17 protein-coding genes are annotated in these 22,031 nt (G+C 65.5%); 6 read left to right on the forward strand and 11 right to left on the reverse strand.

The window, feature by feature from the left end; genetic code table 11:
- Window positions 1-384: 384 nt before the first annotated feature.
- From NFJ07_RS07510 to NFJ07_RS07525, 4 genes are read right to left on the reverse strand one after another with little or no spacing between them, the layout of a single operon-like run.
- Window positions 385-843, reverse strand: coding sequence for a TetR/AcrR family transcriptional regulator C-terminal domain-containing protein (locus tag NFJ07_RS07510; protein WP_269993655.1), 459 nt, complete (start codon window positions 841-843; stop codon window positions 385-387).
- Window positions 840-1,844 carry a 3-hydroxyacyl-CoA dehydrogenase gene (locus NFJ07_RS07515; RefSeq protein WP_269993487.1) on the reverse strand — a complete coding sequence of 335 codons (1,005 nt, stop codon included), beginning with the start codon at window positions 1,842-1,844 and terminating at the stop codon, window positions 840-842. Before NFJ07_RS07515 ends, NFJ07_RS07510 begins: the two co-directional genes overlap by 4 nt.
- A 13-nt stretch (window positions 1,845-1,857) precedes the next feature.
- Window positions 1,858-3,108 carry an iron-containing alcohol dehydrogenase gene (locus NFJ07_RS07520; RefSeq protein WP_269993488.1) on the reverse strand — a complete coding sequence of 417 codons (1,251 nt, stop codon included), beginning with the start codon at window positions 3,106-3,108 and terminating at the stop codon, window positions 1,858-1,860.
- Window positions 3,108-4,601, reverse strand: a complete 1,494-nt coding sequence (locus NFJ07_RS07525) for an NAD-dependent succinate-semialdehyde dehydrogenase (RefSeq protein ID WP_269993489.1) — start codon at window positions 4,599-4,601, stop codon at window positions 3,108-3,110. Before NFJ07_RS07525 ends, NFJ07_RS07520 begins: the two co-directional genes overlap by 1 nt.
- Window positions 4,602-4,787: 186 nt before the next feature.
- Here NFJ07_RS07525 and NFJ07_RS07530 point away from each other — a divergent pair, with 186 nt between their 5' ends.
- Entirely contained in the window at window positions 4,788-6,440 is a 1,653-nt protein-coding gene (locus NFJ07_RS07530; protein WP_269993490.1) for a sigma-54-dependent Fis family transcriptional regulator, read from the forward strand.
- 11 nt (window positions 6,441-6,451) lie between these two features.
- Here NFJ07_RS07530 and NFJ07_RS07535 read toward each other — a convergent pair whose 3' ends face one another.
- The 4 genes from NFJ07_RS07535 to NFJ07_RS07550 all read right to left on the reverse strand — a co-directional run bounded on the left by NFJ07_RS07535 (window position 6,452) and on the right by NFJ07_RS07550 (window position 11,974).
- Window positions 6,452-7,471, reverse strand: coding sequence for an ABC transporter permease (locus tag NFJ07_RS07535; RefSeq protein ID WP_269993491.1), 1,020 nt, complete (start codon window positions 7,469-7,471; stop codon window positions 6,452-6,454).
- On the reverse strand, window positions 7,468-10,005 hold the full coding sequence (locus NFJ07_RS07540; protein WP_269993492.1) for an ATP-binding cassette domain-containing protein: 2,538 nt from the start codon (window positions 10,003-10,005) through the stop codon (window positions 7,468-7,470). Before NFJ07_RS07540 ends, NFJ07_RS07535 begins: the two co-directional genes overlap by 4 nt.
- 23 nt (window positions 10,006-10,028) lie before the next feature.
- Complete coding sequence (locus tag NFJ07_RS07545) at window positions 10,029-10,748, reverse strand: SDR family NAD(P)-dependent oxidoreductase (RefSeq protein WP_269993493.1); 720 nt, start codon at window positions 10,746-10,748, stop codon at window positions 10,029-10,031.
- Window positions 10,749-10,831: 83 nt separating this feature from the next.
- On the reverse strand, window positions 10,832-11,974 hold the full coding sequence (locus NFJ07_RS07550; protein ID WP_269993494.1) for a substrate-binding domain-containing protein: 1,143 nt from the start codon (window positions 11,972-11,974) through the stop codon (window positions 10,832-10,834).
- Window positions 11,975-12,335: 361 nt separating this feature from the next.
- On the opposite strand from NFJ07_RS07550, the gene NFJ07_RS07555 reads away from it, so the two are divergent.
- The 3 genes from NFJ07_RS07555 to NFJ07_RS07565 all read left to right on the forward strand — a co-directional run bounded on the left by NFJ07_RS07555 (window position 12,336) and on the right by NFJ07_RS07565 (window position 15,838).
- Window positions 12,336-13,289 (forward strand): alpha/beta hydrolase, encoded by a 954-nt coding sequence (locus NFJ07_RS07555; RefSeq protein ID WP_269993495.1) that lies wholly within the window; start codon window positions 12,336-12,338, stop codon window positions 13,287-13,289.
- A gap of 14 nt (window positions 13,290-13,303) precedes the next feature.
- The gene (locus NFJ07_RS07560) at window positions 13,304-14,971 is read left to right on the forward strand and encodes a flavin-containing monooxygenase (RefSeq protein WP_269993496.1); all 1,668 of its coding nucleotides are present in this window, start codon (window positions 13,304-13,306) and stop codon (window positions 14,969-14,971) included.
- 96 nt (window positions 14,972-15,067) lie between these two features.
- The gene (locus NFJ07_RS07565) at window positions 15,068-15,838 is read left to right on the forward strand and encodes an SDR family NAD(P)-dependent oxidoreductase (RefSeq protein ID WP_269993497.1); all 771 of its coding nucleotides are present in this window, start codon (window positions 15,068-15,070) and stop codon (window positions 15,836-15,838) included.
- Between the two features lie 431 nt (window positions 15,839-16,269).
- On the opposite strand, the gene NFJ07_RS07570 is transcribed toward NFJ07_RS07565, so the two are convergent.
- Entirely contained in the window at window positions 16,270-16,908 is a 639-nt protein-coding gene (locus NFJ07_RS07570; RefSeq protein ID WP_269993498.1) for a TetR/AcrR family transcriptional regulator, read from the reverse strand.
- Window positions 16,905-18,629, reverse strand: a complete 1,725-nt coding sequence (locus NFJ07_RS07575; protein WP_269993499.1) for a glycoside hydrolase family 3 protein — start codon at window positions 18,627-18,629, stop codon at window positions 16,905-16,907. The genes NFJ07_RS07570 and NFJ07_RS07575 overlap by 4 nt, the downstream gene beginning before the upstream one ends.
- Window positions 18,630-18,792: 163 nt before the next feature.
- Between NFJ07_RS07575 and NFJ07_RS07580 the strand changes: the two genes are divergently transcribed.
- Both NFJ07_RS07580 and NFJ07_RS07585 read left to right on the forward strand, forming a co-directional pair.
- Window positions 18,793-20,112: an MFS transporter gene (locus NFJ07_RS07580; RefSeq protein ID WP_269993500.1), complete on the forward strand. Its 1,320-nt coding sequence runs from the start codon at window positions 18,793-18,795 to the stop codon at window positions 20,110-20,112.
- Window positions 20,109-20,840 (forward strand): tyrosine-protein phosphatase, encoded by a 732-nt coding sequence (locus NFJ07_RS07585; protein WP_269993501.1) that lies wholly within the window; start codon window positions 20,109-20,111, stop codon window positions 20,838-20,840. The genes NFJ07_RS07580 and NFJ07_RS07585 overlap by 4 nt, the downstream gene beginning before the upstream one ends.
- A 572-nt stretch (window positions 20,841-21,412) precedes the next feature.
- Here NFJ07_RS07585 and NFJ07_RS07590 read toward each other — a convergent pair.
- The gene (locus tag NFJ07_RS07590; protein ID WP_269993502.1) at window positions 21,413-21,988 is read right to left on the reverse strand and encodes a gamma carbonic anhydrase family protein; all 576 of its coding nucleotides are present in this window, start codon (window positions 21,986-21,988) and stop codon (window positions 21,413-21,415) included.
- Between the last annotated feature and the right edge of the window lie 43 nt (window positions 21,989-22,031).

Genomic DNA, 22,031 nt, shown 5'->3' on the forward strand with positions numbered 1-22,031 from the left:
GGCTCTGGCGCGGAGGTTTCTTCGGAAAGCTGCTCCTGGTCATATGGGGGAGCTGTGCCTGTCCGTTTGTCCTGCCAATGGGGGTGTGGACAGTGTCCACACTTACGTCTGCTTTATGGAGGTGCCTATGGCGGTCCGCCCCTGAGTCTTCGACGTATGTGCCCTCGATGCACGTGCGGGCTCGGAGCTCACACCACCGGATGGTCCTGGTTCCGGAAGCGGACAGCGGGCGCCTGGAGAAGGACCTCACGGAGGCCCGGTCCAGGGCCCCGATGCGGGTGAAGACGGGTACGAAGGAGCCTCCGACAATCGAGGGAATCCGGTGAAATGGCCATGGCCGCCGCGACCGGCCCGATGCAAAGATCGCGGGTGGCGCGGCCGGGGTCACTTGCCGGGGGTGATGGCCAGGCCGGCGGTCAGGGCGGCCAGCCCGAGCTCGAACTGCTTCTCGCCGGCGACCTCTGGCAGCTCGTCGGGGATGCCGGCGAGAAATGGAACCTCGGCTGGAGGCAGTTTGGCAACTTCCCGCCGCCAACTCGCCGCGTAGGTCGCTGGTGGCTGCCGGTGTGTGCGCGGTATTTCCCAGGCCGCGAATCCTGTGGCGTAGGTGAGGACGGCGTAGACCGCGTGGACGCCCTGAGCCGGGGGCATCCCGGCCCTGGCCAGGGGTCCGAGGAGAGCCTCGAGCCCGTGGAGGATGCCGGACCCGATTACCGCCCGGGAGAGGAAGATCATCGGTAGGCTCGGGTGCTCGATCAGGTTCAGGCGTAGTGCCCGTCCCCACGCGTGCAGGATCGCCCCGGCGTTGTCCCAGCCGCGATGGGACGCCCTCGGGACGTTCAGCGCGACGCAGTTCCTCCTGCCAGGTTGCGAGAGGTGGCGGCCGGCGGCACCATCGGACTCGCCGTGCGTTCGTCGGTCCGGTCGAGCAGCTGAGACAGCCGCATGAGCTGCTCGTCTCGCCATTGCACGCGTTCCGCCCACTCATCCAAGGGGAGCCGGCCGCGTAGCTGGGCGTCCGCACTTGCGACGAGGTCGGCAGTCCAAGGATCGTGCTGCCCCCGTTCGGCGCCCATGCGCGCGTAGGCGGGCCCCATCTTCTCTGCATGGGAAGCGATGCCGCCCCGCGTGTTAAGGTCCACGGTCTCGAACGGTCCCATGAAGGCCCATCGGCGTCCGAGGCCGTCCCGGACGACTCCGTCGATTGCCTCGACGGATCCAACGCCGTCGCGGAGCAGGCAATAGGCTTCCCTCAGCAGTGCGCCCTGCAGACGGTTGAAGATGAAGCCCTCCACCTCCTTCTGCACGGTGACCGGCTTGAGGCCGACCTCGCTGTAGATACGGTGGGCCTGCTCAAGTGTGGCCTCGGACGTGAACTCGGAGGGTACAAGTTCGATGACCGGAAGCAGGTAGGGCGGGTTGCCGGGATGGGCGATCAGGACCCGGTCGCTGGCAGGTGTGGACCGGGCGAATCGGCTGGAGACGATCGCCGAGGAGGAGCTCGCGAGGACAGTGCCGGGATCGCTGTAGGCGCCTAGCTGCTGGAAGAGCTCCTTCTTGACCTCGAGCCTCTCAGGAGCGCATTCCTGCGCTAGCTCGGCCCCGCGCAGGGCCTCCAGGAGGATTGTGTGGCAGCTGACCCGTTCGGTGATGGTGGCGATTTGCTCATCAAGCAGCCCGTTGTCCTCCAAGACATTCAGCCGCTCGGTAAGCTCCCGGCGTGCCCGGGGTAGGGCATCAGGGAACGCATCCCACAGCCGGACATTGAATCCGGCCTTGGCGAACAGTACGGAGAAGGCGACGCCGATCGAGCCTGCACCGACGACAGTGACGGTTCGGTCCATGATGTCCCGCCCCTCAGGCTTCCCACCACGTGCGGTCGTCTTCGTGGCTGTGTTTGAGGATGGCGACCACCGCGTCGACGCTGAGCGGGCGCGGGTTGTTGGCAGTGAGACGGGTGGCGAGCATGGCCTGTTCGGCGACGTACTGGAAGTCCTGGGGATCGAAGCCGAGGGCGGCAATGTTCAGCGGTACGCCCAGCGCCGAGAGGATCTCCTCGACCCTCAGTATGGCGGCCCGGGCCTGCTCCGGCTCTGGCGACGAGGGGTCGGCAACGCCGAAGATCCGCCCGATCTCCGCGAATTCCGCGACCCGCACCGGCAAGTTGAACCGCATGACGTAGGGAAGCAGAGCCCCGACCCCGAAGCCGTGGGGCGTGTGGGTCAGGTTCCCGATGGGGGACTGGATCGCGTGGGCCGAGGCGGTCCCGGCAGTGTTGATGGCCATTCCTGCGCAGAACGCTGCGAGCATCGTGTCCGAGCGCGCCTCGAGGTCGGACGGGTCCTGGACCACGCGCTCAAGCGAGATGTTCAGCAGCTCAAGCCCCGCTCGGCAGTACATGTCAGTCAGTCGGTTCTTCCCGACGTAGAGGTGATTCTGGATCTCGTCCACGCTCGGGTTCTTGGCCCGGTCCGTGAAGGCCTCAATGAGGTGCGAGAGGGCATCGGCTCCCGTTGCCGCCGTCAGGCCGGGCGGGCACGTGAGCGTGAGCTCCGGGTCCACGACGGCGGTGTGAGCCTCGAGGTGGGGGCTCGCGATGCCGACCTTCATGCCACGGTCGGAGTCGAAGACCACTGCGATGCACGTGACTTCGGCGCCCGTGCCGCCCGTCGTCGGGACGGTCACGAGCGGCAGTCCCGGACCGGGGACGAGGTGTTCGCCGTAGTAGTCGCGGATGTCGCCGCCATGGGCAAGCATGAGAGCCGCGACCTTGGCCATGTCGAGGCAGCTGCCCCCACCGACGCCGACGACGACGTCGACATCGGAGTCTTTGAACTTCTCCTGAAGGACGAGGACGTTGGTGCGGGGAAGGTCGGGCTCGGTCTCGGAGAATACGGACACTTGAGTTCCCCGGGCTTCGATCCCGTGGACGATCTCAAGGAAGTCGTCGGTCGTGGCCATCCGGGCATCCGTGCAGACCAGGGCGTGCCGCCCGAGCGACTCCACGATCCGTGGGATCTGGAGGCGCTGTCCTGGGCCGAAGAGGACCTCTTTGGGCTGGCGCAGCAGCCCGAGGCCAATAACGTTGTGGATTGATGAAGGGCTCATCAGTTCATCCCCTTGGTGTTGTCGATGGTGAGCGCGACGTACTTGCGCTCAAGGAACTCGTAGATGCCGTCGTGGCCGCCCTCGCGGCCGAGGCCGGACACCTTGATGCCGCCGAAGGGCGCCGCGGGGTCGGCCATGATCCCGCGGTTCACACCGACCATGCCGAAGTCCAGGTGCTCGGCGATGGCGACGGCGCGCGAGAGATCGTTCGTGAAGAGATAGGACGAGAGCCCGTAGGGGGTGTCGTTTGCGAACTCCAGGGCCTCCTGCACCGAGTCGACGGTGTAGAGGGCCGCGATCGGCGCGAACAGCTCCTCGTTGCGGAACTCGTGCTTCTTCGCGGGGAATCGCATGATGGTCGGCTCGAAGAAGAACCCGGGTCGATCCGCAGCCCCACCGCCGGAGAGGAGGTCGGCGCCGATCCTGAGGAACGACTCCACGAGCCCGAGGGCCCGGTCGCGCTGGCGCGCCGAGATCATGGGGCCGACGGCGACATCGGGGTCGAACCCGTCACCCACCTTGAGCGCCGCGGCTTTCGCGACGAACTTCTCGGTGAACTCCTCCGCGATGGCCGCATGCAGGATGATTCGGTTGGCCGCGACGCAGGCCTGGCCCGCGTTCCGGAACTTGCAGGCCACGGCCTGGTCCACGGCGAGGTCGATGTCGGCGTCGTCCAGGACAATGAACGGGCCATCGCCGCCGAGTTCCATGGAGGAATTCATGATGTTCGATGACGCCTGCTTCAGGAGCGTCTGGCCCACCTGTGTGGAGCCTGTGAAGCTCACCTTGCGTAAGCGGACGTCGTCCATCAGGGCCGAAGAGACGTCGGCGGACGTGGTGGTATGTATGAGATTGACGACGCCGGCCGGAAATCCTGCGTCATGGAGCGCTTGCACGAACAGGGCAGCTGTGAGGGGGGTCTCCCGCGCGGATTTCATGACCACGGTGCAGCCGGCGGCTAGTGCGGCCCCGGCCTTACGGGCCGACATGAGCAGCGGGAAGTTCCATGGCGTGACGAGAAAGCTCGGGCCGACTGGCTGATGGGTCTCGATGATCCTGTAGCCGCCCGGCGACCCGTCCTGGTAGGCGCCGTGGAGGTGCGCGATCTGCTCGGTGTACCAGAGGAAGAACCCGGCCGAAAGGGCGAATTCGGACTGGGCCTCGCTGCGCGGCTTGCCGCTCTCGGCCACCATGATGTCCGCGAACGCATCGGCCCGTTGCACGAGGATGCCGTATGCCCGATGGAACAGGTCGGCCCGCTTCCGCGGCGCCCAGGCACGCCACGACGCGGAGGCCGCCACCGCGGCGTCCAGGGCCGCCATCGCCTCTTCGGGGCCCCCGTCGGCAACCTCGGTCAGCACGGTCCCGGTAGAGGGGTTGTCCACGACAAGTGTGCCGCGTCCAGCCTGCCACCCGCCGTCGATGTAGAGGCCCAACGGCACGTGATGGCCGAGTACGTCGGCGGGAGTGTCGAGAGTCCATGTAGTAGTCATGATTCTTTCCTAACGTGATGGCGTGCTGTAGCTTGCTGTAAATGGTTTGCGGCTCGGCGCCGCCTGCAATCGGCCTAAAGCTGTAGCCGGCGTGTGCCGTTGTTCGGCGAATGTGCGGAATAATCGGCCAAGTTGCGGCGTTACACAGACACCCTTTTGGCTGGTCAGTATCAAAGGAGTTGCTAAGTGAGTTCCGAACGCGACCTCTTGCAGTCGTGGGAGCGGTCGCAGGCCGCGCTCGGTGAACCCCAGAATGTCGTCGAAGTACCGCTCGTTCCCGAGAGCGTCTTGGACGAGCACCTTCTGGAGATGTTCGCAGCGCCCTTGAACCGTTTCGCCCAAGACCTCGACGGGACGGGCCTCGCGTTCCTGCTCGCCGACTCCCGCGGCCAGATCCTCAAGCGGTGGGTCCAGGACCGCAAGGCCATGTCGCACTTGGACCGCGTGGGGACCGTGCGCGGCGCCGTCCTCGCGGAGAACGTCGTCGGCACCAATGGCGTCGGCACCGTCGTCGCGATGGGCAAGGCCGTGCAGATCCAGGGCGAGGAACATTTCGCCGAGTTCTACCACAACGTGGTCTGCACCGGTGCCCCCGTGCTCCACCCCATCACGGGGAGCCTGATGGCTGTCGTGACCTTGTCCTGCGACCTGACGCCCCGAGCCGACCTCCTTAAACCGCTGATCCGGTCCGTGACCACCCAGCTTGAGCAGCATCTTCTGACCGTCGAGCATCCGGCGTCCCGGGCGACGCTGAGCGCGTTCATGAACATCACGCGCCGGCACTCGGACCCGGTGGTCGCGTTCAACCCCCAAGGCATCATGCTGCAGAATGCCCTGGCCGGACAGATCAGCGACCCCGACAAGACCCTGCTCCGCCAGCTCGCAGCGGAGTCCCGTCCCGACGGACGGTACGCGATGGAGCTCTCTTCGGGCCTCGCTGACGTCGAGCTCAGGAACATCGGGGCAGGTAACAGCATCGTGACCGTGACCGAGCCTCCGCGGCGATTCCAGGCTGCACTGTCCAGGACGTTTCCGCGCATCGCCGGCCGGTCGCCGGGGTGGCTGAGCGTGATGAACGAGGTCGGGCGCCTTCGCGATCAGTGCAAGGCGGTCATTCTCGTCGGCGAGTCCGGCGTGGGCAAGACCACCTTGGCGCTCGGGACTCCGTTCAAGTCCGGCTTCTCGTCGGCTACGACTTCGCTCCTTGACGCAGCCGAATGCCACATCCTCGGAACCCGCGACTGGCTGCGCACCGTGTCCGATACGCTCCGCGAGGGACCCCGCAATATCGTGATCCGAGGCATCGAGACGCTCGACACGCCGGCACTGGATGGCGTCCGGGCCCTCCTTGAGTCCCACGCCCGCGCGAAGAGCGTCATTATGACACTGACGGGCCGGCTTGAGGACTCCGAACAGCTTCAGCTCAAATTCGAAGCCAGGACATTCTGGGTTCCGCCTCTCCGGGACCGTCTGGGCGACCTTGAGGAACTCTGGGGCGCTCTGTCCCAGGCGGTGGCACCCGCCGCGAGGCTTCGCCTGACCTCGGACGCCCTTGAGGCGCTCCGGCGGCACGAGTGGCCGGGCAACGTCAAGGAGCTCCGCCACATGATCAACCACCTCTCCGCGACCGGGAAGACCGACGCCGTGAACGCGACCGACCTCCCGATCACCCTGCAGAGCAGGAAGAACCTGAGCGTCATGGAGAGAGCCGAACTCGAGGCCATTCGGAAGGCTTTGGCCGAGGCGAAGGGAAACCGCGTCCGCGCGGCGGACATCCTGGGCGTCTCGCGGGCCACCGTCTACCGCAAGATGAAGGCGTACCGGCTCGACGCGGAGTGAGTTTTCCATGGCTATGCCATGGCCTTAGCGGCGACCACCAGCGGCCGTCGCCTCACCGCGCGAACAAGGGTCGGGACGAGCTCGCGGAGGAGGACGACGACGAGCAGCACCGCCGCTTGGATCACCAGTTGCAGCGGCTCGGGCGAGCCAAGGGCCCTCAGGAGCTGGCCGAGCTGCGTGAGGAACAGGGCGGCCACCGCTGAGGCCACGATCGCGGCCCGGCCCCCGGTGAGGGCCGTTCCCCCGAGAACGACGGCGGTGACGGTCGGCAGCAGGTAGCCGTCGCCGAAGAACAGCGGCGGCGTAGCCACATAGCCGGTGTAGAGGACTGCGGCGATGCCGTAGAGGGCTCCGGCGATGACGTACGCGACGGTCTGGTAGACGCTCACCCGCACGCCGATCACGGTCGCGGCGCCCTTGCTCACGCCGACCGAGGTGAGGCGGCGGCCGGTGATCGACTGCTGGGACATGAAGCCGGCCACGGCCACCACGAGGATCGCGATGAGGAGTGCGTTCGGAACGCCGACAGTCTTCGACGTGGCAAATTGCGTGAGCTCCTGCGCCGCACCGGCTGGGGTGCCGCTCGAGAGGGCGAACACCGTTCCGAGAAGCGCGGCGTTCGTGCCGATGGTCGCGACGAGAGGCATCACCCCGAAGCAGGTCACGAGGACGCCGTTCACCAGCCCAGCCAACGCGGGCAGCACGATGGCCGCGACCGCGGACGCCCAGAGCGGCCAGCCGAAGTTTTGGGGGAGACCGGAGATCAACACCCCTCCGAAGGCGAGCATGCCGGGCACGGAGAGATCTAGACCGCGCTGCTGGACGATGAGCGTTTGGCCGATAGCCGCGATGGCGAGGACGGCGGCGAAGGGCAGCATGCCGAGCACTGGTGCCGCATTCAGGCTGCCGGGCGCCACGAGAGGGCTGGCGAAGAAGAGGGCGAGGGTCGCGAGCCATATGGCTCCCGAGCCGCCGGAGACCAGCCGCTTGAGGCCGAAGCCTGTTTTCTTGGTGACATGGGAGTTCGTCATGAGTTCTTCCTGATGCTCCGAAGCTGTGCGTAGAAGACAGCTGCTCCGATGGTGATGATGCCGGGGAGCCAATAGCCCCAGGCCCCCGACAGGCCGAGAAACGCGGGCAGGCCCAATACCTGGGCCACGAGGAGACCGGCGGCAACGATGCTGATGAAGGAGCCGCGGCCCCCGAAGATGCTCGCTCCGGCGAGGACGACGACCAGGACGGACGAGAGAGTGAAGGGCAGTGCAGGTCGTCCGTCGCCGATGCCGATCTGCGCGAGCAGAAGCACCGCCGCGGGCACCACAAGCAGCGAGGCAAGGACGTAGGAGAGCAGACGGACCCGTCCGGCCCGGATGCCGAGCCGTTCGGCGGCGTCCGCGCGCGACCCTATGGCCCGCAGCTCGAGTCCCCAGCGGCTGCGCCGGAGAGACCATTCGAGGACGACGGCGACGAGGACGGCGACGATGGTTCCGACCGGGACAAAGCCGATGTTGGCGGACACAAAGTCGGAGAACTCGACCGGAACGCTTCCGCCCGGCGTGTCGCGCAGCATGAGGAAAGCGCCTTGGAGGGCGAGGGCGGTCGCGAGAGTCACGATGATGGGATTCAGGTTGAACCTCGTCACGAGCATCCCGTTGACGAGGCCGGTGAGGACGGCCCCGCCGATCATGAGTCCCACCCCGACGAGAATGTTCCCTCCATTGATGATGAAGAAGGACCCCGACACCACGAGGAAGCCCATGAGTGGTCCGACGGAGAGGTCGAAGCCTGCACCCATGACGACGACCTGTTGTGCGACGCCGATGAGGATCAGGGGTGCTGCCATGACCAAAAGGTTGTTGAGGCTGAAGGGCGATAAATACACCGTGTTCGACATTCCGACGAGTGCAGCGATCACGGCGATGAGCACGCCGAGCGCCGCTGCTGGTGACTGGTCGCCGCGCAGCCACCGCCGGAAGCGCGTGCCCCTCGACGTCGAGGGTTCCTCGCGCTTGCGCACTGAGGTCGAGGTCAGAGCGGCGCGTGCGATGGCCGCCTCGGTGACGTCGTCGCCGTCGAGTTCTGCGATGACCGAGCCACGCGACATGATGAGCACCCGGTCGCAAAGCCCTTCGAGCTCGACGCCGTCCGAGGAGAGGATGACAACTGCCGCGCCCTGGTCCGCTGCCTCGCGCAGGATCCTGTAGATGTCCACACGGGCGCCGGCGTCCACACCCTGCGTCGGCTCCTCGGCCAGCAGGACGGTTGGTTCAGCCAGCAGCGTCCTCGCGAGGACGACCTTCTGCTGGTTGCCGCCGGACAGCGAGGCCACCGGGGTCCGTGACGACGGCGTCTTGATGCTCAGGTTGGCGATCTGCTCCGCGGCGGTCTCTGCGATCCGGGAGTCGCTGACGAGCCCGCCCGAGGAAACCTTGCGCAGCGTCTTCATGGAGATGTTCTCGCCGACGCTGAGAGGCATGAACAGGCCCTCGCCATGCCGGTCGGACGGCACGTAGACGACTCCGGCGTCGGCCATCGCAGCGCTGCTCCCGAGCCTCGCCGGGCGCCCTCCGACGGTCATGCTGCCGCTTGCGTTTTCGATCCCGGCGAGGGCGCGGATCAGCTCAGTCTGGCCATTCCCCTGCACCCCGGCCAAGCCGACGATTTCACCCGCCCTGACATCAAGTGCGATGTCGTGGAAATGCGTTCCAGCGAGGCCGGAGATGCTCAGCCGGACCTCATCGCCGATCGACCCGACGACGCAACCTTTGGTGGGGAACACCGTGTCGAGGGAACGCCCGACCACGAGCTCAACAATCTCGTGCTCTGTGACCGATTCTGCCTGGAACGTGCCGCGGATCGCACCGTCGCGCAGGACCGTGACCCGGTCCGCGATCTGCTTCACTTCGGGAATACGGTGGGAGATATAGACGACGGCGGTCGAGCCCGCAACCAGTTCGCGGACCCGCTGGAAGAGCCGCTGGACCTCCTCGAGGCTCAGGTGTTCCGTCGGCTCGTCGAGGATCAGCACGCGGGGCTTGAGGGCCAGCGCTTTGGCGATCTCGACGACGAAGCGCTGCTCGACTGAGAGGTCCGAGACGCGGCCGGCGGCGTTAATTCCCATCTGCCAGGGGTCGAGATGCTCCTGCGCCCAGGCCGGAGCTTTCGCGAGCCGGCCGGCGGGCGTGTAGCCGACGCCGATGGCCATGTTCTCGGCCACAGTGAGGTCGGGCAGCAGCGCGGGATCCTGGCGGACGATGCCCAGGCCGAGGGACCGGGCCGCCTGCGGGGAGGCGGCGGTCAGCGGTTGGCCTGCGATCTCGACCGTCCCCTCGTCGGGCGCAAGGGCGCCGGAGGCGATGGCCATGAGCGTCGACTTTCCGGCGCCGTTCTCGCCGACCAGGGCATGCACCTCGCCGGCCGTAATCTCGATGGATACGTCTTTGAGCGCGCGAACCCCTGGGAAGCTCTTGACGATTCCGGTGAGCCGCAGGGCTACGGTGCGGGCTTTCGGGTCCCTGATAACGATGCCGGGGACCTTCGGATCCAGGTGCTGGGTTTCTGTCACTGTCTTCTCCTTTCTATGGCCTGCTACTGGGCCAGGTATCCGCCGTCGATGACCAGCTCAGAGCCTGTGACGAAAGTGGATTCATCGCTGGCTAGGAAGAGGGCGCCGTAGGCGATCTCCTCGGGGCGTCCCGGACGCCCCATGGGCGTCATCCCGACCACGAACTCGTTGACTTCGTGAGACTGCGCATCTGTCAGGGGAGTAGCGATGAACCCGGGGTGCAGCGAATTCACGCGGATGTTCTGGGGTGCGTAGGTGATGGCGGCGTTCTTGGTCATCGTGCGCACTGCGCCCTTGGTCGCGTGGTAGGCATGGGCGCCGGCCACGGCTGCGTTCCCCCAGATGGAGGAGACATTCACGATCGAGCCGCTCCTTTGGGCGGCCATGGCGGGTACGACTTCGCGCATCCCGAGCCACACGCCCGTCTGGTTGACCGCGACGACGCGGTTCCAGTCGGCCATCGCAAGGTCGTCGAGCTGCTCATAGGCGATGATGCCGGCGTTGTTGACGAGGACGTCGATGCGGCCGTGGTCCTCAAGGACTCCGGCCACGAGGGACTTCCACGTGGATTCTTCCGCGACGTCCTGCTGGCGGAACGTGATGCCCTCGCTGAAGTCAGCGTGGTTGGACTGGCTCGTTGCGATCACTGTGGCGCCCTCGCGGGCAAAGGTTTCGGCGATGGAGCGGCCGATGCCACGGCCTGCGCCTGTGACGATGGCAACTTTGCCCTGCAAACGGTTCATTGTGACTCCGACTGGATTGAAAATATTGAGAGGATGGTGAGCTGCCAGCGCCGGAGGTGGGGCCGGGCGCCGGCAGCGTGGTGCTACTTGGAGAAGAGAGCCTTCAGCTGGTCGACGCTCAGGCCCGAGGAGAGGATGGCGTCATTGGGCAGGTCCTTGTTGCAGACGGGCAGCTTGGCCTGGTTCGTGGAGTCCTCGATGATCTCCAGGTTGTAGGTTGACGGCTCGGTGTTGTTGATCCCGTTGAAGGCCGCGAGGCCTTTGTGGAGGGCAGGGACGGCCACCCAGTTCCGGGAGGACTCGGTCGCGACCTGGAAGGTCGGCTGCGAGGCGTGGTACTGCTGCCACAGGCATGCGAACTGGTTGGAGTCGTTCGCAGACCAGACGGGAATCGGCTTGCCCGCCTCGGTGAAGGCCTGAATGCCCCCGACCGAGCCGCCGCCATAGTCCGCGACAATGCCATCGATGGTGCCGAACTTGGTGATGAGGCCCGCGACGACCTGCTTCGTCTTGCCAGGCTCCCAGCCGGTGTCCACCGGGACATCCCCCATTTGGGCGTTAAGCAGCTTGATGTCAGGGTTCGCCGCGAGGGCCTTCTTCACGCCCTCGTATACGGCCTGCGAGTACGGGTTGCCCGCCTGCCCGCCAAGCATGACGAGGTTGCCCTTGCCGCCCATCTGCTTGATGGTCCAGTCCGCGAGACCCTTGCCATAGGTGTTGACGTCCTCCGAGACGAAGTCCACGTAATCGGTCCCGGGCTGTCCACCGGGTGAGGCGACGATCGGAACGAACTTCACGCCGGCCGCGGTGGCCTTCTTGATCGTGGGAAGGAGGGCAGGGCCGCCGTCCGCGAACGAGACGATGACGTTCACGCCTTGAGCGACGAGCGAGTTGATGTCGGAGATTGCCTTCTGGGTGTTCCCCTGCGCGTCGGTGTAGCTGACACTCGTGATGTTCGAGCATTTCTTGGCCTCGGCCTCGAAAAGTGCGCGGGTGGTCTTGCGCCAGGAATTGCCGCCGAAGCCGTCAGCATAGGCGACTTTGATCGGCTTCGTGCCGCAGAACTGGGAGATGTCCTGGACCTGGTTCTGGGTGCCGACGATGCCCACCTTCTGGCCGGCGGCAGTGTCGACGTTCTTGCTGCCCGCCGTCATTGCGGGGGAGCAGGCGCTCATGGCCAGGGCGCCTACTGCGACGAGGGACGTTAGTGCGGTCTTCTTGAACATGGCTCCTCTTTCAGGAGATCGGTGATTTCTGATTCCGCGGAGTCTGCTTCGGTGCGGACAGGGAATCAGGCCTGAGTGGAATTTCGGATGCTGTGTGGACGCATCCATGGGCGCTTGTGGCCTGTGGTTGTGCGTCTGGCGAAAGCATGGCGTGAATGCTTCGTATCCCCATGATTGCAACCGTTTCGCAAAGTGATCTGACTCACCTTGAGACTGGGATGCCTCATTTTGAGACACCCCCTTCTTCGGCCTCGACCGGTGGTGCAACCTGAGATCGGCGGGGGTGATTCGCAGCCCCCAGTACACCCCAAAGACCCCGCACCGCAGCGAAGCCGTGGGGTGAAGCAGCAAAGGAGCCACAATGTCGTCGCCGACACCGACCGATCTGCTGGGCGAGATCTATGCCCAGTGGATCACTGAATTAGCCAAATACCCGGACCTGTCCGTCGGGCTGCTGCGCATCATTTTCGATGACTGGCAGCGGGCCACGGCGGAGCCGGAGGACGTCACATACAAGCACACCACGATCGGTGGGGTGCCGGGCATCCTCGTCACCCCACGAGGCAGCGACGCGTCCCAGATGCACATCTTCATGCACGGCGGCGGGTTCGCCCTCGGATCTTCGAGCAGCCACCGCAAACTAGCCGGACACCTCGCGAAGGCCTGCGGAACGGCGAGCTTCGTCGCGGACTTCCGCCTCGCGCCCGAGCACAAGTTCCCGGCCCAGATCGAGGACGGCGTCAGCATCTACCGTGCCCTCCTAGACCAAGGTCATCGCGCCGAGGACATCACGCCTGTCGGAGACAGCGCGGGAGGCAACCTCGCGATCAGCATCACGATGGAGCTCCCCTCGCTCGGCCTTCCTCTCCCGGGGCAGGTCATCACCATGTCTCCGTGGCTGAACATGCACAACGACGGCGCCACGATTACGACGAACGATGCGACCGACTTCCTCATCGCACGCGAGGGGCTCCAGGCCAACATCGAACGGTACATCGATGGTGCCACTGAACCCACGGACCCCCGGGCCAACCCCCTCTACGCCGACCTCACCGGTTTTCCGAGGCTTTACATCTGCGCCGCCGACACCGAGTCTCTCTTCGACGACAGCGTGCGCGTGAACCGACTCGCTGCGGATGCCGGCGTGGACGTAACCTTCTCGGTCGGCCATGGCATGCAGCACGTCTACCCGTTCCTCGCCGGCCGGCACCCCCGCGCCGACACTGAGATCCAGCTCATCGCCGAGTGGTACCGGTCCGGCCGAGGCAACGCCGCCCTGGTCGATTCGGCGGCGTCATCCACTTCCCAGAACTGAAAGGAAATACGAACATGTCCACTAGCGACAACAACGGCCGCCCGCCCTACACGGCAGGGACTGACTACGACAGCATCATCATCGGGGCAGGCTTCTCCGGACTCGCGCTCCTCCACCACCTCAGGGGAATCGGGCAGCGCAGCCTGGTCGTGGACGCCCTGGACGGCATCGGCGGCACGTGGTGGGTCAACAACTACCCCGGAGTACGCACTGACAGCGAGTTCCAGTACTACTCCTTTTCGTTCTCCAAGGAAGTCCGCGACGAGTGGAACTGGACCGAGCGCTATCCCTCTGGCGCCGAAGTGCGCGAGTACTTGAACTTCGTGGCCGACAGGCTCGACCTCCGCAAGGACATCCGTCTGAACACCCGTGTGGCGGGTGCCAGATACGACGACGCCGCGAATGTCTGGACTGTCCAGTTCGAGGACGGCACCGCACTCACCGCGAAGTACCTCATCAGTGGCATGGGCGTGCTCTCTCAGCCGATCTGGCCGTCGATACCGGGGATCGAGAGCTTCAAGGGCGAGAAGTACCACACGGCCCGTTGGCCGCGCGAAGGCGTCGCGCTCGAAGGGAAGCGCGTCGGGATCATCGGCCTCGGGGCGTCGGGGATCCAGATCGTGCCCACCATTGCGCCGCAATGCGAGGAATTCTTCGTCTTCCAGCGGACGCCCAATTTCATCGTCGAGACGACCAATGACAAGGTTGACGGCGCACGCATGGCCGAGGTCCGCAGGGACTACGACGAGATCTTCGCTCGCGCTGCTGCCCACCCGTTCGGCGTCGATATGGCCTACGCCGAGAAGAGCGCACTTGATGTGACCGTTGAGGAGCGCGACCGCATCTTCGAGAGCAAATGGAATGAGGGCGGATTCCATTTCGCCAACGAGTGCTTCAACGACCTCGCCACAAACCACGAATCGAGCGAACTCGCGTCCGAGTTCATCCGCAAGAAGATCCGCGAGATCGTCAAGGATCCGGTGACGGCCGAGGCCCTGTGCCCAAACGACTACTCTTTCAACGGCAAACGGGTCCCGACGGGCCACGGCTACTACGCCACGTTCAACCGCGAGAACGTCCACCTGGTCGACGTCAAAGCGAACCAGATCACCGAGATCACGGAGCGCGGTGTCACGGTCGGCGACACGGAGTATGAACTCGACGTCCTGATCTTCGCGACCGGCTTCGATGCCATGACCGGGACGCTGACATTCATCGACATCGTGGGTCGCGACGGTCTGGTGCTCCGGGACAAGTGGGCCAGGGGGATCCGCAGCAATCTGGGCATCTCGGTCAACGGATTCCCCAACTTCTTCATGTCCCTCGGCCCCACGACCCCATACTCAAACCTACCCGTGCCGATCCAGCTCGGCGCACAATGGATCGCGCGCGCGATCGCCTTCGCTGAGAAGAACGGGATCGAACGCCTCGAGGCGACGCCGGAGTCGGAGGAATGGTGGGCCGCAGAGGTCGAACGTGCGGGCCGCGCGACCGTCATGTACTCCGAGGGTCTGAAGGCGAAGGCATGGTTCATGGGCGAGAACGTCCAGGGCAAGCCAGCCGAGTTCCAGGTCTACATGGGCGGCGGAGGCGTGTACCAACAGTTCTGTCGCGAGGCCGAGGACACCGGGTACGCCAGCTTCCTTGCCCCCGCACTGGCGGTCGAGACCGCCGCCGTCTGATCCTTTCTGCGCCGCCAGGGACCATCCCTGGCGGCGAGCCGAGGGACGGCCAATCGATTCCAAAGAAATTCGATCCCCAGAGAATGGTGAGGGAACATGGGCAGACTGAGAGGCAAGATTGCAGTGATCACCGGTGCAGGGTCCGGAATGGGCCGCGTGACATCGGAGCTCTTCGCGCAGGAGGGCGCCACGGTCGCGGTGACCGACCTCAGCGTCGAGCGCGGGAAGGAGACCGTCGCGGTCATCGAAGAGGCGGGCGGTCGAGCGCAGTTCTGGCAGGTGGACGTTTCCCAAGAGGCTGGCGTCGCGCAGGTCTACCAGGAGATCGGTTGGGAATTCGGCACAGTGGACGTGCTGGTCAACTGCGCCGGCATCATCGGGGTGGACAAACCGACCCATGAACTGTCCGAGGCCGAGTGGGACTCACTCTTCGATATCGACGTCAAAGGAGTCTTCTTTTCCACGAAGCACGCGCTTCCATACATGATCGCCCAAAATTCGGGGTCGATCGTCAATTTCTCCTCGATCTACGGGCTGACGGGAAATGACGAGTTCACGGCTTATCACGTGGCCAAGGGTGCGGTGACCATGATGACTAAGCAGGATGCGGCGACGTACGGAAAATACAATATCCGGGTCAATTCCGTGCATCCGAGCACGGTGCTCACCCCGCTGGTCGAGGGAATCGCCGAGACTTTTCCCGGCGGCCTCCGTGAATACGAGAAGGTGAACACCGCAAACCAGTCCATCAGGCGGCTCGGCCAGCCCTTGGACGTGGCCTACGGCGTACTGTATTTCGCCTCAGACGAGTCCTCCTGGGTCACCGGCGTGAACCTGCCCATTGATGGAGGGTTCATGGCCCGCTGAGACCTGTGAAACGTTACCGGTAACGGCGCCTATTCGTTTTCAAACTAGTCCGGAGTTACGTGGGGTCTCGGCCCGGAGATCGATGAGTTTCCGGTCCGAGACACTCCTTTTGTGCTGTTCTTTGACTGCATAGCGAAGGCCAAGTTCATCGCGCAAGAAACCCGCGAGTACCCGCTGTACCAAAGCGATTATTGATTTAGTTGCCTCCCAAAGCACCTCAACGTAGAAACTTCAGATCTCCAGGCCTTAGACCGGATGGGCGCTTCATCTTCCGCACCCCAGCGGTCCCGTAGTTCGCGTCGAGTCAGAACGTTTTCGTACTCGTCCGTAAATGGATTGGAGCTGCTTTTCCGCGAGATGTTCCTGGACCCTGGTTGCCCGGACTGCTACCGGCGCGGCGTTCCGTCCGGCCGTGCCGGCGTCGGAGGCCTTCACTGTATGAGCGCGCGCCCTGCGATGCGGCGGTACATGGCGTTGACGGCGCGTTCGAAAACCGCCGGGTAGTCGATCCGACCGGGCAGGGCTACCCACTGGGCGCGGATGCCCTCGTTGAGTGCCAGCAGCTCAAGCATGAGCTGCTCGGCATCTTCGTCGCCGGAAATCTCCCCCCGGTCGATGCCACGCCGGAAGATGGGTGTCAGACCATCCAGGGCACCTTCAAGGTTTGCCGCGAGGCGGCCGGCGATGGGGTGGCCGTCCAGGAGCCCCGAGCCGCTCAACATCGCACGGAAATACACGTAGTCGGGCCGCTGGGCGGCTTCGCGAACTGCCTTGATGTACCAGTGAAGCAGGTCGCTGACGGTGTCGAGGTCCCCGATCTCGTGGAGCCCGTACGCCTGCTCGCGCCGCTCGACGATGGTGAGGAAGAGAGCGAGCTTCGTCGGGAAATGGTGGATGAGCCCGGCGTCAGTCACGCCGGCGTCGCGGGCGATGTCCGCAATGCGGGTGGCGTCGTAGCCGCGATGGGCGAAACGGTGCACAGCGGCTGCAAGAATCCGCTCCCGCCGTTCGTCGCCGCGGCGCTGTCTGCCGTCAACGGCCGGGGCTGCCCCATCCGCACCGGCCATCATGCCAGTTCCTGGCTCCGCCAGTGAAGGCCGTGGCCGAAGCGGAACAGCGGATTGTCCGTGTCGAAGGCGACGTCTTCCCGCGAGGCCTCAACCGCCGCCATCGTGCGCGGCAGGTCAAAGGGGAGCCTCCCCGGCACGTCGACCCGGCCCGACACCGCGTCCAGGAGCGCACGGTCCGGGACGCCGAAGGATCCCAGAAGTGCGTGTACGCGCCCGGGCAATCCGGTCAGGATCGCCGGGCGTTCGAGGAACACGTCGATGGCCGTCGGGACAAGATCACAGATCGCGCAGATCCGGGCGAACTCCTCGTCGGTGAATGCCAGCGATCCGCCGTGGAAGGCGCCCTCAAGGGCGTTCGCGGCCGGCTCGTACGGGGCGTCAATGCGGAGGATCGCCAGCTCCGCCTGCTCCGGCGACGGTACGCAGGTCGCGTAGTCGGCCAGGACGGCCGGATCGATGCCCTCCGCGTAGACCCGCGTCGCTTTTGTCAGCCCGAGGGGCTGCCCGGCGAGGGCGACAATGGAGGCGGCGCGGGCCCGTTCGGCGATCTCGACGTGCTCGCGCCCGCCGATGGCCCCGAGGCCGGGGGCGCTCACCCGCGGGGCGAACAGGCCGAGGCGCTCCTTCTCGCGAAGGAACCTGAGCACGGATTCCTCAAGGCGTTGTTCGCTGACGAGCCCGTCCTCGACGGCGCGGATGATCAGCCCGGGATCGTCCTCGCCGCCGAGCTGGTCGATCCCCGCGGCGAAGAGCCGGCCGACGCGTTCGACCGGGCTCAGGTCCAGAAGGCCCCATGAACGCACCGGCAGCTCGATCCCGAGCCTGGGCAGGCGCATTCCGGTGACGATGTTGAAGTCGGTGATGATGACGCCCTCGAAGCCGAGCCTTTCGCGGAGGATGCCGGTGATGAGCCCGCGTTGGAAGGCGAATCCGACGGCCTCGGCGTCGAGACCACGCGGGGCCGCGTATCCGGGCATCACGCGGGCGATGCCGAGGTCTACGGCCGCGGCGAACGGCGCCAGGTGCGCATCGAACCGCCCTCCCGGGTAGACGGTGTGTGCGCCGCGCTCGAAATGCGCGTCCTCGCCGCCTTGTTGCGGGCCACCACCGGAGAAATGTTTGACGGTACAGGCAACGCCCCCGTCCGGCCCTTGCATGCCGCGGATATAGGCAGCCATCGTCAAGGTGGCGTGATCGGCGTCCTCGCCGAAGGTGCCGGCGACGCGCGCCCAGCGGGGCTCCGTGGCCAGGTCCGCCATCGGATGTAGGGCGACGTCGATGCCGGCTGCACGCAGCTCGCGCGCCATCATCGCCGCGGACTCCTCGACGAGTTCGGCGGAAAACATCGCAGCGAGACCGACCGGTTCGGGCATGGAGGTGAAGCCATCGCCGCTCAGTGCGGTGGCCGTGTTGCGCACGCGCCCGTGCCGCGGATCGGACAGGACGCTGACCGGGATACCGAGGCGGGACCCGGCAGCCCGTGCATCGATCGCGCCGCGCCAGTCGGCAAGGGCCCGCACGCCCGGGGCGTTCATTAAGGTCAGGTGGGAGATGGAGCGTTCAAGGAGCAGCTCGGTCGTAGGCGTGAACCCGAACGGCGATTCGGACGGCGTTCCCTCCCAGAGGGTGCCGTCCTCGCCGACGACGACACGGGCGACGCACAGCGCCCCGGCCTTCTCCGCCAGGGTCATCCTTGCCAGGAGGGATTCGATGTTCGGCACGGCCATCCATTCGTTCTCGGTGCTTCCAGAGGTGTGATTTCAGGCTATACGCGGACAAGCCCCACCCTCCCCGAATTAACCTAGTCGTCACTAAGTTTTATCTAGTTCGTTGATCCGGGCTGTTCAGATGGGCTCAACGACGAGTTCTATGAAAGGAACCCCGATGGCTGTCCAAGCCTCACCAAGCCCCACTGCCCGCGTCCCGATGCGGAAGATCTACCTGCTCGCCCTGCTTGAGCTCGCCACGTTGGGCGCGCTCGTCACCCCCCTGGTGGTGTCCCTCTCGCTCAAAGTGCTTCAAATCGTGCCGGCCTCCGGCAAGGAGTCGGCGCTCGGTCTGGTCACTGCCATCGGCGCCATCTGTGCGATGCTGGCCAACCCACTGTTTGGCGTCCTCTCAGACCGTACCGCGGGCCGTTTCGGCCGCCGGCGGCCCTGGATCATCGGCGGGACAGTCGCGGGCCTCGGTGCCGCCCTCGTCATGGCCTTCGCAACAAATCTGCCGATCCTGATCATCGGGTGGGCCCTCTCCCAGATCGCCTACAACGCGACCCTCGCGGCGCTCTCCGCACTCCTCGCCGACCAGATTCCCGAGGCGCAGAGGGCCAAGGCCTCCGGCATCTTCGGCGCCTTCGGCTTCCTGGGCCTGGTGCCCGCCATGATCGTCGCCGCACTCTTCGCCACGCAGCTCTCGGTCGTCATCCTTGCCATGCCGGTGTTCGCAGTGGCGGTCGTCGCCGTCATCTGCATTTTCCTCAACGACCCACCCGCCGAGCGCAACACCATTCCGGCCCCCTCCCTGGGCGGCCTGCTCACGTCGTTCTTCTTCAACCCGCTGCGCGTGCGGATGTTCACTCTCGTGTGGATCCAGCGGTTCGCAATGCAGTTCGGCTACACCGTCATCTCCACCTTCGGCCTCTTCTACCTCATGCTGCGCCTCAACATGGAACAATCCACAGCCGCAGCACTGACCTCCGTGGCGACGTTGGCCTCGGCCGCCCTCAACGTGCTCGCCGCCTTCGTCTGCGGCTACCTCGCCTCACGGCGCGGGCACTACGGACCGTTCATTGCCGGATCTGCCGTTCTGATGGCCGCCTCGCTGCTGCTGAAGGCGTTCACCGGCGACCTGGTGGTCTTCTGGGTCGCCACCGTCCTGGCAGGACTCGCGCTCGGCGTGTACTACGCCGTCGACCTGGCCTTGGCCATGCGCACACTGCCCACGGGCGAGGAAGGCAAATTCCTTGGAATCTTCAACATGGCCAAGACCTTGCCCCAATCCATCGCACCAGCACTGGCGCCCTTCGTCGTCCTGATCGGCGGCTCCGACCCGGTCGCCGGTGGCGACAAGAACTACGTCGCCCTCTACCTCGTGGCAGCCGGCGCGGTCCTGCTCTCGCTCGTCATGCTCCCGGCACTAAGACCGGTGCTTGGACGGCGCAACAAGACCGAGAGCGTTGCGGCGATGGCCGAGGTGGCAGCATGACACCGGCCACGCTCGATGGTCTGGTCAACTTCCGCGACGTTGGCGGCATGCCGGCCACGGCCGGGACCATCCGCCGCGGCGTGCTCTATCGCTCAGAATCGGTATCCTCGCTCAGCAGGGACGGCCGCTCCGAGCTCGCCGCCAGTGGAATCGGCACCGTCGTGGACTTCCGCAGCGAGATCGAGGTTGCACGGATGCCCGGCATCGCACCCGACTCGAGCCGCCCCGTCCTGGTCAAGATGCCACTCCTCAACGGAGCCATGCCCACCTCGCTGGCCGATCTGCCGAGCCTGGACGGAATCTACCGCCAGCTCATCCAGGAAAGTGGCGCCATCTTCGCCCGTCTCGCCTCAATCGTCGCAACGGGCGGGGAAGGCGTGCTCGTTCACTGCACAGCCGGAAAGGACCGCACGGGCATGGGCATCGCGCTCCTGCTGCTCGCCGTCGGCGCCGACCGTGACGCAGTCCTCGCCGACTACACCCTGTCAACGCAAAACCTCTCCGGACCCTGGAGCAAGCGGATGCTCGAGGGCGCCCTCAGCATGGGCCTCGAGGTCACCCCGGAGGTGGAGGAACTCGTCCACGGAACCTCGGCCGAAGCCCTCACCGCAGCCCTCACCCTGGCCGAAAACAGGTTTGGCAGCGTCTCCGGATACCTCCTCGCCCACGGCCTCACCAACGACGACCTCTCAGGCCTGCGAGCTAGACTCCTCGAGGGCGGCGCCTGAGCGGGGGACCGTCAGGACCATCGATCCACACCCCCGGCCGCTGCGCTCGCTCGCGGACATGAAAGCATCCACCCGGGGCAATGGGCCACGGCACCGCCTTCCAGGAGGCACCACCCCCATTGCCCCCCACCCCCTATGGCTTCCATGCCCTGCGGCCGGCCCCGATCTGCCACGGTCCCTCCCACCACTAGGCCGGAACACAACAACACATCAAAACCGGCGCATTCAGGCCACTACGACGGCCCGGAGGACGTTGGCCGGAGGGATATTCACACGTTCACCAGCCGCCCCCAGACAGGCCCAAAACCGCCAAACCGGACTGTGAAAGAACCGCCATTTTAGTTGAAAGTCACACCGACACGCAGTGGGGTGGGTGCGCTGAAACATTGCGCCGAAACCGCCCTCCGCCGAAGCCTGGTCCCATCGAATCCGGTGCACCTTCGATAGCCTCGGCAGCGAAACAGATTCATCAGGGAATGTGAATCGAAGCGATAGGTGGCCGGCTTTTCGCGGCCGCTACATCACCCCTGGTGTTCGTTTGACGATCTCTCACCGGACAGGGGAGAACTCGACTAATCTTCGAGGATCTGATCGTCTCTGTGTGCGCCGTAGAACTCGGACTGTCGACGCATGAGCTCGTCCATGGACGTTCCTCGGTCGACGCCGTAGACCGTGCCCACGAAGTCGAGTTCGCGCTGCACTGCCCCGATGTCATCGTGTCTGTCCGGGGGCAGGATGCGCGCAGGGGTGCCGACCGCGATCCAGCCGATCGGCACGATCTCGCCCGGCGCGACCGTGGTGTTGACTTGGACCACACCGTGGATGCGGATCTCGGCGCCGGCACCGATCCGGCTTCCGGGGAACAGGGCGGCGCCCGTTGCGATGAAGGCACCGTTTTCGATCACGCTGCCGTTCACGTGAGCGTTGGGCCCGACCATCACTGAAGATCCCACCAGTGCGGGGTGACCTTCACGGCCTCGAATCAGGGCGTGTTCCATCACCACGGTGTTCTCGCCGATGCGGACCCGACCGTCCTCAGCGGTCAGGACGGCGCTGTGCAGCACCCGGGTACCTGCCCCGATGTGGACGTCTCCGACAACGACGGCCGATGGTGCGACGTAGGCGGACGGGTCTACTGATGGTTCCACACCGCGATGACTCAACAACATGGCTAGCCCTCCAATCGGGGAC

The organism is Arthrobacter sp. B2a2-09, assembly GCF_027587375.1.
Lineage (GTDB): Bacteria > Actinomycetota > Actinomycetes > Actinomycetales > Micrococcaceae > Arthrobacter.